This is a genomic window from Pseudomonas sp. C27(2019) (assembly GCF_008807395.1).
GTDB lineage: Bacteria > Pseudomonadota > Gammaproteobacteria > Pseudomonadales > Pseudomonadaceae > Denitrificimonas.
Genome location: NZ_CP043320.1, coordinates 2,617,406 through 2,627,520, shown reverse-complemented (window position 1 = coordinate 2,627,520; position 10,115 = coordinate 2,617,406). Strand labels below are relative to the sequence as shown.

General features: G+C 49.6%; 10 protein-coding genes. 8 read left to right on the top strand and 2 right to left on the bottom strand.

What is annotated here, in order from left to right:
- The first annotated feature begins 63 nt into the window (after positions 1–63).
- Genes FXF61_RS12070 through FXF61_RS12060 form a run of 3 tightly spaced genes read left to right on the top strand, consistent with a single transcriptional unit; the run spans position 64 to position 2,547 of the window.
- Entirely contained in the window at positions 64–1,101 is a 1,038-nt protein-coding gene (locus FXF61_RS12070) for an aminoglycoside phosphotransferase family protein (RefSeq protein WP_151185497.1), read from the top strand.
- A gap of 10 nt (positions 1,102–1,111) precedes the next feature.
- Entirely contained in the window at positions 1,112–1,777 is a 666-nt protein-coding gene (gene murU / locus FXF61_RS12065; protein ID WP_151185496.1) for an N-acetylmuramate alpha-1-phosphate uridylyltransferase MurU, read from the top strand.
- Positions 1,774–2,547 (top strand): TerB family tellurite resistance protein, encoded by a 774-nt coding sequence (locus FXF61_RS12060; RefSeq protein ID WP_151185495.1) that lies wholly within the window; start codon positions 1,774–1,776, stop codon positions 2,545–2,547. Before murU ends, FXF61_RS12060 begins: the two co-directional genes overlap by 4 nt.
- A gap of 77 nt (positions 2,548–2,624) precedes the next feature.
- Here FXF61_RS12060 and FXF61_RS12055 read toward each other — a convergent pair whose 3' ends face one another.
- Positions 2,625–3,557 carry a DUF3530 family protein gene (locus FXF61_RS12055; RefSeq protein WP_178087307.1) on the bottom strand — a complete coding sequence of 311 codons (933 nt, stop codon included), beginning with the start codon at positions 3,555–3,557 and terminating at the stop codon, positions 2,625–2,627.
- A gap of 187 nt (positions 3,558–3,744) precedes the next feature.
- Positions 3,745–4,272: a tetratricopeptide repeat protein gene (locus tag FXF61_RS12050; RefSeq protein WP_151185493.1), complete on the bottom strand. Its 528-nt coding sequence runs from the start codon at positions 4,270–4,272 to the stop codon at positions 3,745–3,747.
- 235 nt (positions 4,273–4,507) lie between these two features.
- Between FXF61_RS12050 and FXF61_RS12045 the strand changes: the two genes are divergently transcribed.
- The 5 genes from FXF61_RS12045 (at position 4,508) to FXF61_RS12025 (ending at position 10,013) form a co-directional block, all read left to right on the top strand.
- Positions 4,508–5,050 carry a YaeQ family protein gene (locus FXF61_RS12045; protein ID WP_151185492.1) on the top strand — a complete coding sequence of 181 codons (543 nt, stop codon included), beginning with the start codon at positions 4,508–4,510 and terminating at the stop codon, positions 5,048–5,050.
- A gap of 50 nt (positions 5,051–5,100) precedes the next feature.
- Positions 5,101–6,816: a single-stranded-DNA-specific exonuclease RecJ gene (recJ, locus tag FXF61_RS12040; protein WP_151185491.1), complete on the top strand. Its 1,716-nt coding sequence runs from the start codon at positions 5,101–5,103 to the stop codon at positions 6,814–6,816.
- A 99-nt stretch (positions 6,817–6,915) separates the two neighbouring features.
- A protein-coding gene (gene prfB / locus FXF61_RS12035; RefSeq protein ID WP_151185490.1) for a peptide chain release factor 2 occupies positions 6,916–8,011 on the top strand; the annotation gives its coding sequence in 2 pieces (ribosomal slippage) (positions 6,916–6,987 and positions 6,989–8,011; 1,095 coding nt in all).
- 103 nt (positions 8,012–8,114) lie between these two features.
- Positions 8,115–9,617, top strand: coding sequence for a lysine--tRNA ligase (gene lysS, locus FXF61_RS12030; protein ID WP_151185489.1), 1,503 nt, complete (start codon positions 8,115–8,117; stop codon positions 9,615–9,617).
- A gap of 90 nt (positions 9,618–9,707) precedes the next feature.
- Positions 9,708–10,013 (top strand): hypothetical protein, encoded by a 306-nt coding sequence (locus FXF61_RS12025; RefSeq protein WP_151185488.1) that lies wholly within the window; start codon positions 9,708–9,710, stop codon positions 10,011–10,013.
- Positions 10,014–10,115 lie beyond the last annotated feature (102 nt).

Here is a 10,115-nt window from a genome sequence, read left to right as displayed (position 1 = left end):
TGGAAAAGATCAGCGATAATAAAGCATGCCCTACAGAACGGCTAGCACCGTTGGAGAATTACCATGCCGAATCAACCAATAAATCATGTAGACGATAGCCGTTTACAAGCGTTAACGCACTGGTTTACTGAGCAGTTACCCTATATCGCTCAGCAAACAGGCTGTGTAGAGACTACCGTAAGTCACCTACAGCCTTCCAGCAGTGATGCAAGTTTTCGGCGTTATTTTCGCTGGCATTCAGCTTCTATTGACTTGGTGTTGATGGATGCACCGCCACCGCAGGAAGATTGCCGCCCTTTTGTGAAGATTGCGCAATTGTTAGCACAAGGTGGTTTGCATGTACCTAAGGTCTGGGCGCAAGACTTAGAGCAAGGCTTTTTAGCACTGTCGGACTTGGGTCTGCAAACGTGGCTAGAGGTGCTGACGCCAGACAATGCTGATGAGTTATTTAGTCTGGCCATTGATGCTTTAATCACTTTGCAGAAAATACCTGTGCAGCAGGCGCAGCTGCCTGCGTACGATGAAGCCTTATTGCGACGTGAGTTACAGTTGTTTCCAGAATGGTATGTGCAGCATGAGTTGGGTATCCAGTTTACTGAGCAGCAAGCGTATTTATGGCAACAAGCCTGCGATGTCTTGGTAGACAATGCATTAAAACAGAGTCAGGTGCTGGTGCATCGCGATTATATGCCGCGTAACTTGATGTTAAGTCAGCCCAATCCAGGGATTCTAGATTTCCAAGATGCGGTGCGGGGCCCCGTCAGCTATGACATCATCAGCTTGTTTAAAGATGCGTTTATCAGCTGGCCTGAAGAGCGAGTGCACAGTTGGTTGCAGCAGTATTGGGATAAAGCGCGAGCCAGCGGCATAGATGTGCCGGATACCTTTGAAGCGTTCCATTATGATTGCGATCTGATGGGTGCGCAGCGCCATCTTAAAGTCATTGGTATTTTTGCCAGAATTTGTCACCGTGACGGCAAACCACGCTACCTAGCAGACGTGCCGCGCTTTTTTAATTATTTGCAGCAAGCAATTGAGCGTCAGTCTGCACTGGCACCTTTAGCGCAGCTGTTAGCCAGTTTCCCTGTTGTCCAAGAGTGAGATCAGTACGATGCGAGCGATGATTTTAGCTGCTGGTAAAGGCGAGCGTATGCGGCCGTTAACCTTGCATACACCTAAGCCCTTGATTCCGGTAGCAGGTGTGCCATTGATTGAATACCACTTGCGCGCTTTAGCGCGTGCGGGAATTGAAGAAGTGGTGATTAACCATGCGTGGTTGGGTGAAAAAATTGAAGCGCATTTGGGTGATGGCGAGCGCTTTTCTGTGCGGATTACGTACTCTCGTGAATCGCAACCGCTAGAAACCGGTGGCGGGATTTTTCGGGCCCTACCACAACTAGGCGATGCGCCTTTTATCGTGATTAATGGGGATGTCTTGACCGATTATGACTTTGCTGCTTTGCCTCAGACACTTGATGGCTTGGCGCATTTGGTTCTGGTTGATAATCCTGAGCACCATCCCGAGGGAGATTTTTCCTTGCAGCAGGGTCAAGTAGTGATGCCGGACGCAACCAATACCTTGACTTACAGTGGTATTGCGCTATTGCATCCGCATTTGTTTGCGGATTGTTTTACGGGTGCGTTTAAGCTGGCGCCATTACTGCGCGAAGCTATGACCCAGGGTCGTGTTAGTGGCGAACACTTTACAGGACGCTGGATTGATATTGGTACACCGGAGCGCTTGGCTGCTGCGCAAGCCTTGCCGTTAAGTAGATGATTTGGCCGGCGACAATAGCCTGCACAGTATTGGGCTTAGCAATTGCGCATATCCCCGGTGGGTTATTAGGGCTATTGATTGGCAGTATTATCGATCGAAATTTAGCACTAACCAGCTGGGCGCAATTGCGTTCGCGTTTATCGTTTAATAGAAAAGCTAAACTTGATGCGCAGCAGGTTTTTTTTATGCTGCTAGGGCATTTAGCCAAAAGTACTGGGCGAGTGACGTCCGAGCATATCCAAGCAGCACGCCTAGAAATTCAGCGATTACAACTCAGTGCTGCGGCGCAAAAGTCAGCCATTGCTGCTTTTTCGCAAGGCAAAGAGTGCCGCTTGGATGAGTTGCGTAGCGGCTTGCGTGCGCACTATTTCTCTTCTAGCCAGTGCGAGCGCCTCTTGTTAGCCGGTTGGCGTATGGCGTTAGCGCAAGGCATGCCAACCGCTAAGCAGCGCCGTATTTTGCAACAGTGCGCTGATGTGCTGGGTTGTTCGGCAGAAACTTTTGCCCGCATTGAAATACAGTCGATGCGCGGGCGTATAACCCCTCGGGCAGTCGTCAATGAGCTGGACAGCGCTTTGCAGTTGTTAGGCGTGAACCGTTCTGCTTCTTTGCTTGAGGTGAAAAGAAGCTATCGCCGTCAAGTCAGCTTGCATCACCCAGATAAACTAATCGGCGCAGGTGCAACGCCCATGCAAGTTCAGGCTGCAACAGAAAAAACAAGGGCCTTGCATCATGCTTATGCGGTTGCGCGTAAGTATTTGCAACGTTAGGGGGTTGTGCTTGGGCAGGGTATTACTATTTTGAGCAAGCATGTGCCGGACAATGGAGAGTGTCAGTAACCTGTGCTTTAGGGCTTATTAAGCCAGCCTTTAACGCGGCGAAATAAACGTTCTTGTTCGATGTCTTGCACGCCTGAGGCGTTAGCTAAAGCAACCTGATGATACTGTTGTAAGTTCGCGCGGCGACTGGCATGTAAGCGCTGCTGAGCGGCTTTGTGTTCTGTTGCATTATCTTTGTAATAAAAATCTGCTAGGTGCAGGCTACTGGCTTCAATCAGGCTTTCGTAAGATACAGTCAGTAAATCACTACTGCGCGGCGCAATGAGCCCTATGCGCATGGGTGTTGACATGGCTGCGGCATTCTTGGTTGCGTAATCAAGCGCCCAGTGCGCGCCCTCATGATGACCCAGTAAGATAATCTCTGCTGCATCAAGCGTTTGCGCATGAGCAACAGCTGCATCGATAAAGTTGCTGATGCGTTGCGGGTAATCGGGTATGGGCATAGGTTTGGGCTTGGATGGTGGTGAGATTGTGGCGAATGTTGCTTGCGCAGGATCTTCACCTGCAGGCTCTTCATCCATGCTTTCTTCATCAGCCTCCGTCTCGTCAACTGCTTCAGGCTCTATGGGTTCCGGTTCTTCAATGGCTTGCGGCTCAGCTTCTTCAGGCATGGGGGCGTAGACGATTATTTGCTCGGCAACAGGTCCAGCAGTAATACGTCCAACTGATAACCCAGCGGCAGGCGCTGTTGGCAGGTTAAGGCTTAAAGTATGCCAGCCGGCATTAGGTAGTTTTCTGCGTAGCGGGCCAATCGCAATAGGCCAATCGAAGGTTTCTTCTAGGCCGGGCAGTAAAATAACCACGCCATGCGCCTGCGCTGTATTGGCTGCTAAGAACAATGCTGAAAAATGCTCTGCTGGAGTACTAAGATCAACCAATTGATCTGCATCTAAACCCAGCTGCACCGCTTGCGCGGCCAGCACGTTACGACTGGTAGGCAACTTGCGCTGCCCATTTAACACCGCCGGGGCGTAGAGTCAGGTGTGACAGCCAGTTCGGGAGAAGGTGGCTCTTGTGCAAAGCTGCAGGCCGAGTAAAAGCCAGCAATGAGCATTAACAAAGCGCCATAGAAAATTGACATTGATATCTCCAAGTTTGAGCAAGCAGCACATGCCTGCACAAGTAAGCTTATGGAGTGTAAGTCTCGCTACTGAGCTCAAGCAAGTAACTGCGGAAAATTTGTGCAAGTACTTGGTTACCGATTTCTAACTCATGGCGCTGCATTTGCAGGGCGACCTGATCAGCGCGATCAAGCGCTTCATCGGAGCCGTTGATGGCTGACATTTTCAGGACAATATAGGCTTGAATACTATTGGCTGGAACGCCTTCACCGCGATAAAACATAGTGCCTAGGCGTAACTGAGCAATTGCGTGTCCTTGCACTGAGGCTTGTTCAAACCATTTAAGGGCTTGCTGGTAATCGCGCGGTGCGTGCTGACCTTGATACCAATATTCACCGAGTACAAATTGTGCGTCCGCATAACCCAGTTGTGCAAAGGTTAAGCATTCCTCGAGTGCTTGTTTAGGCTCACTGTTGATGCGTTCTAAGGTGCACTGGTGGGTTACGGGAATAATAAGCGGGGTGTCGTTTGCGAGGGCAACAACAGAGGACAGGAAAAAGCCGATGAGCAGCATAAAACGGCTGGCACAGATCATTAAAGTTACCGAGCTCCGTAAATAAAAATTAAGTGACTATAGCGTCTAGTTGATAAGTTACAGCCCATATTATGCGGCATATCACTGGGTAAAGACCACCGCTAAGCATCGCTACGGCTTGTTTTATATCAATGCTGTACAAGGCTGATTGATCTTGAGCCATTACGACTGTGCAGCATAGCGATGCAGAACAGGTTAGACTTAGCAGCTTTGTCACTCTATAGAGAACCCCACTATGGCTCTACAAGCCACGCCGTATAAAGTTGAGCTGAATCTGACCGATATGGATCGCAATGTGTATGACAGTTTGCGTTTCAGCATGGCACGCCATCCGTCTGAAACGGGCGAGCGTTTGCTTTCGCGTTTACTGGCCCGCGCGTTGTGGCATGCTGAACAGGTTGAATTTGGCCGTGGCTTATCTAATGTTGATGAGCCAGCTTTGTGGGAAAAAAGTTTGGATGGGCGCATTTTGCATTGGGTCGAAGTGGGGCAGCCAACCGCTGAGCGAATGACCTGGTGTTCGCGGCGTGGTGAGCGACTAAGCGTTTTAGCCTATGGCAGCTTGCGCACTTGGGTCAGTAAAGAGCTTGATCAAGTGCGCGGTTTGAAAAACCTAAACGTGCTGGCGATCAGTCAAGAGTCGCTGAGCAATCTAGCAGAAAACATACCGCGCGCCATTCACTGGAGCGTGATGATCAGTGATGGTGATGTGTTTATTACTGACGAGCGTGGCCAGCATACGATTGAGCTGGAATGGCTGCACGGAGAGCGCGGTTAAGGCGGCCATGATCTGTTTTAAAAAGTACATCAAAGAGTAAGCACACAGTTATGCGTATAGAACAACGACCGTTACCTGCTATTTTGCCTGATTTAGGTGATATTCCACCGCTGCTAGCACGAATTTATGCCGCACGTGGCGTGCAGAGTGCTGTCGAATTAGAAAAAGGCCTCGCTCGTTTGCTGCCAGCCCATTTGCTTAAAGGTATGGAGCAGGCCGTACAGCTATTGGCGCATGCCCTTGAACAAGGTCAACGCATTCTTATCGTCGGTGATTTTGATGCGGATGGTGCTACCGCCAGCTGTGTTGGCGTGCTGGGTTTGCGTATGCTGGGTGTTGCGCATGTTGATTATCTGGTACCCAACCGCTTTGATTATGGCTATGGCCTAACCCCAGAGATCGTTGCAGTGGCGCTTGAGCGTCAGCCTGATGTGTTGGTTACGGTCGATAATGGTATTTCCAGTATTGAAGGTGTGGCGGCGGCGAAAGCGGCAGGGCTCACTGTGATTGTGACGGATCACCACTTGCCCGGTGCGCAGTTGCCCGCGGCGGATGCGATTGTTAACCCCAATCAGCCTGGCTGTGAGTTCCCCAGTAAAGCCTTGGCCGGTGTTGGTGTGATGTTTTATGTGCTGTTAGCGCTACGTGCGCATTTGCGCAGCATTGGTTGGTTTGCTCAGCAGGGTATAGCCGAGCCAAACTTAGCTGAATTGTTAGATTTGGTTGCCCTGGGTAGTGTTGCTGATGTGGTGCCATTGGATGCCAATAACCGTATTTTAGTGCACCAGGGTTTAGCGCGGATTCGCGCGGGTCGCGCACGGCCTGGCTTGCGCGCGATCCTTGAAGTGGCGCGCCGTGATCACCGCCGTTTAGTGTCGACTGATTTAGGTTTTATTGTTGGCCCGCGTTTAAATGCAGCAGGGCGTTTGGATGACATCAGTCTCGGTATCGAATGCCTGCTCTGTGAGGATGCGGATGGCGCGATGCGACGTGCGCAGCAACTTGAGCAGCTCAATCAAGAGCGCAAGCAAATTGAACAAGGCATGCAGCGTGAAGCACTGGTGCAACTTAAAGACTTACCGCTGGATAACCTGCCCTTTGGCTTGTGCTTATTTGAGCCAGAATGGCATCAGGGTGTGATTGGTATTTTAGCCTCGCGGATGAAAGAGCGTTACCACCGCCCAGTGATTGCTTTTGCTGATGCCGGTGATGGCCAGTTAAAAGGCTCGGCGCGCTCAGTGCCAGGTTTGCATATTCGTGATGCGTTGGATGCGGTGGCTGCTCGCTTTCCTGAGTTGATCAGTAAGTTTGGCGGGCATGCCATGGCTGCTGGTTTGACCCTTGAGCGAGTGCATTATGAGGCATTTGCTAAAGCCTTTGATGCCGAGGTGCGCCGCCAACTGACGGCAGATGACTTAACCGGGCGTATTTACTCCGATGGCAGCTTGGCTGCGCATGAGTTTGATATGCAGCTGGCGCAACAGTTGCGTCATGCTGGGCCGTGGGGCCAGCGTTTTCCAGAGCCACTGTTTCATGGTGATTTCAAAATCATCAGCCAGCGCCTAGTGGGTGAGAAACACTTAAAATTGGTGTTGCAAAGCGCGCACAATGCACCGGCGCTGGATGCCATTGCTTTTAATATTGATTTGGATATTTGGCCTAATCCCACCATTGGGCATGCGCGAGTCGCCTATACGCTGGATATCAATGAGTTTCGCGGTAATCAAAGCCTGCAGCTGATGGTTTCCAGTATGAGCCCCTGCTAAACAAAAGCGCAGACTGTATCGGTGAGCCGCGCACAGTCTGCCTTTATTAGGGTATAATTCGCCTTTTTATACTGTTCAATCAAGCGAGAACTGTCTGTTATGGAAGTCAATCCAATCCAGCAAACCATCAATGACTTAGCTGAGCGTACGCAAGTCATTCGGGGGTATCTTTGACTACGCTACTAAGCGTGAACGTCTAATCGAAGTTGAGCGTGAACTGGAAGATCCAGCGATTTGGAATAATCCAGAAAACGCACAAAATCTTGGCCGTGAGCGTTCCTTGCTCGCACAAGTGCTTGAGACGTTGGACAACCTAGAAAGCGGTGTGTCTGATGCAAAAGAACTACTCGATATGGCGGTTGAAGAGGATGACCAAGAAACCGTAGAAGAGGTCCGTACAGAGCTTGCACGTCTTGCTGAAGATCTTGGTCAGCTGGAGTTTCGCCGCATGTTCAGCGGCGAGATGGATGCCAATAATGCTTACTTGGATATTCAAGCCGGTTCTGGTGGTACTGAAGCGCAAGATTGGGCCAATATTTTACTGCGCATGTATTTGCGCTGGGCTGATCATAACGGCTTTGAAGCCACTATTATGGAGTTGTCCGCAGGCGATGTGGCCGGCATCAAAGGTGCGACTTTACATATTAAAGGTGATTACGCCTTTGGTTGGTTACGTACCGAAACCGGAGTACACCGCTTAGTACGTAAAAGCCCGTTTGATTCGGGCAACCGCCGCCACACCTCATTTACCGCCGTTTTTGTTTCACCAGAGATTGACGATAATATTGAAATCGATATCAATCCTGCTGACTTGCGCACCGATACCTACCGCTCATCTGGCGCTGGTGGCCAGCACGTAAACACCACGGACTCCGCAGTGCGTATTACCCATATACCGACCAACACTGTGGTGAGCTGCCAGAATGAGCGTTCACAGCATGCCAACCGTGATACGGCGATGAAAATGCTGCGTGCCAAGCTGTATGAGCTGGAGTTGTCAAAACGTAGTGCTGCCTCACAAGAGCTGGAAGACAGTAAGTCTGATATTGGCTGGGGGCATCAGATTCGTTCCTATGTGCTCGATCAGTCGCGCATTAAAGACTTGCGTACCAACGTTGAAGAAAGTAACTGCGACGCCGTGCTAGATGGCGATATCAATCAGTTTTTAGAAGCCAGTCTGAAACAAGGACTTTGATCAGTCGCAGCACGTCATGGCGTGCTGACGCTGTAATCAGCACGCGCTTGCGTGCCTACATTCGCTATAGCAGCGATCCGAATTAGAGTAGTGGATACCCATCATGAGTGAACAAGCGCAAACCCAGCACGAGTTGCAAGAAGAAGAAAATAAACTAATCGCTTTGCGTAAAGAGAAACTAGCGAACGAGCGTGCTAAGGGCAATGCCTTCCCGAATGATTTTCGTCGTGAGCATTACTGTGCTGATATTCAAAAAAAATATGCTGATGACAGTAAAGAACAATTAGTTGACGCAGCGATACCGGTAAAAATTGCTGGGCGCATCATGCTCAATCGTGGCGCCTTTATGGTCGTGCAGGACATGACCGGGCGTTTGCAAGCTTATGTTGATCGTAAAAATCTGCCAGAAGAAAAGCTCGCTGAGATTAAAAGCTGGGATCTAGGTGACATTATCGGTATTGAAGGCACCTTGTCACGCTCCGGTAAAGGTGATTTGTATGTGCATATGACGCAGGTACGCTTGTTGACTAAGTCACTGCGTCCATTGCCTGATAAACACCATGGTTTAACCGATACTGAGCAGCGTTATCGCCAGCGTTATGTGGACTTGATTGTCAATGAAGATGTGCGTGAAACTTTTAAAGTTCGCTCAAAAGTGATCTCGCACATTCGCAACTTCTTGACCGAACGTAACTTCTTAGAGGTGGAAACACCAATGCTGCAAGCCATCCCCGGCGGTGCCGCAGCTAAACCTTTTGAAACCCACCATAATGCGCTGGATTTACCCATGTACCTGCGTATTGCCCCAGAACTGTACTTGAAGCGTTTGGTTGTTGGTGGCTTTGAGCGCGTGTTCGAAATCAATCGTAACTTCCGTAACGAAGGTGTATCCACACGGCACAACCCAGAGTTTACTATGCTGGAGTTCTACCAAGCCTATGCTGACTACGAAGACAATATGGATCTGACTGAAGAGTTGTTCCGTGAGTTAGCGCAGGCCGTATTAGGAAGCACAGATGTGCCTTACCAAGGTAAAGTATTCCATTTTGGCCAGCCGTTTCAGCGAATCTCGTTGTTTGACTCAATCTTGAAATATAACCCAGACATTACTGCTGAAGACTTGCAAGATTTTGATACAGCGCGTGCCTTAGCGAAAAAGCACGGTGCTAAGGTGCTGGGTTTTGAAGGTGTTGGTCAGTTGCAAACCATGATTTTTGAAGAAACCGTTGAGCACCTACTTGAGCAGCCGACTTTTATTACTCAGTACCCATTTGAAGTGTCACCGCTGGCGCGTCGCAATGACGATGATCCAAGCGTGACTGACCGTTTTGAGTTGTTTATTGGTGGCCGTGAAATTGCCAATGCCTACTCAGAGCTCAATGATGCTGAAGATCAGGCTGAGCGTTTCTTAGCACAGGTGTCAGATAAAGATGCCGGTGATGATGAAGCCATGCATTATGACGCGGACTTTGTTCGAGCCCTTGAATACGGTATGCCGCCAACCGCGGGTGAAGGTATTGGCATTGATCGTTTAGTCATGCTGCTGACTGATTCTGCTTCAATTCGCGATGTGATTTTGTTCCCGCACATGCGTCCAGAACATTAATTTACGGGCCTTAACGCGCCAATAACAGCTATAGCTGTTATTGGCGCGTTAAGTTTCAATGATGAGCACTGTTAACGCCCCGGAGTCATGATGAGCGAGCGCGATTTGCGACCACTGATTGCCACTGCTATTGCTAGTATTGTTGGTACTGTTGCCGTTTTAGGCTATTACGGTTTTTTACATGTCGCTAAGCCCAGCGATGCATTACTGTTGGCCGAGTACACCATGTTAAAAACCATTCCTGGTGAAGATTATAAAGTCTCTTTAAAGCCGGCCGAACAAATTGCTCAGTGTATGGATGGCATTGTTGTGCTGTTTGATACTAAGCAGAAAGGTTTGAGCGGGGTTCTAGTTGACGATAAAAAGCGTGCAGTGCGCTGTGAATTTACTCAGTAGTGATTGCGTGCCATATAAGGCGCTCTTTCAGATGACTGCTTAAGCTGCGAACACTAAAGTTGGCTTGCCAGATGCTAGATAACTCGGCAAGCTGATACTAAT